Origin of the sequence: Citrobacter sp. TBCS-14 (genome assembly GCF_005280805.1) — a bacterium.
Taxonomy (GTDB): domain Bacteria; phylum Pseudomonadota; class Gammaproteobacteria; order Enterobacterales; family Enterobacteriaceae; genus Citrobacter; species Citrobacter gillenii.
On the sequence record NZ_SZWM01001101.1, the window covers coordinates 1 to 487 of the forward strand.

A 487-nucleotide genomic window follows, 5' to 3' on the forward strand; every position below is an offset into this window, starting at 1 on the left:
TTTTAACCTCTCTGGCAGTGGCTAACATATCCAGCGTTACCGTAAATGGGCTGATTTCACCGAACTCGCCACTCATCAGGGATATCCATACAGCGCGCCCCGTTGCTGCCGTATCATTATCCACTGCACGGTAAGGGATATAATCTGCGCCATCTTCAAACAATACTTCACAAGAAACAGACCCATCTTCCAGGTATTTCATCGCCTTTATGTCGATTATCTTCATCAGTCTGTCCTCATCACCAGGCAAATCCACCAGGCGTTAGCCTTATTCCCACAATCCATGCCCTGGCTGGATCCGTTCAGAATAAAATAGGACCCCGGCAATAACCCATACATCATCAATACGTTGTAAACCGATGCCGCTGCGCACGGGTTGCCGTTGTTCTCGAACATAAGGGGGACATGTCGTAACTTTTCTCCTGAAATCCTGTCCCCGCGCTTATGTGAGGCAAGGTCAGCCACAGATATCGCTGCAAGTGTGACG

1 protein-coding gene and 1 pseudogene are annotated in these 487 nt (G+C 49.1%); both read right to left on the reverse strand.

The genetic code is table 11. The features are described 5' to 3' along the window. Positions 1-226, reverse strand: a pseudogene (locus FDX22_RS24200) (DUF4376 domain-containing protein); the annotation flags it as partial. Next, positions 226-487 (reverse strand): hypothetical protein (locus tag FDX22_RS30665; RefSeq protein WP_222592571.1); only part of this gene is annotated, 262 nt, incomplete at its 5' end. The gene FDX22_RS30665 and the pseudogene FDX22_RS24200, both read right to left, overlap by 1 nt.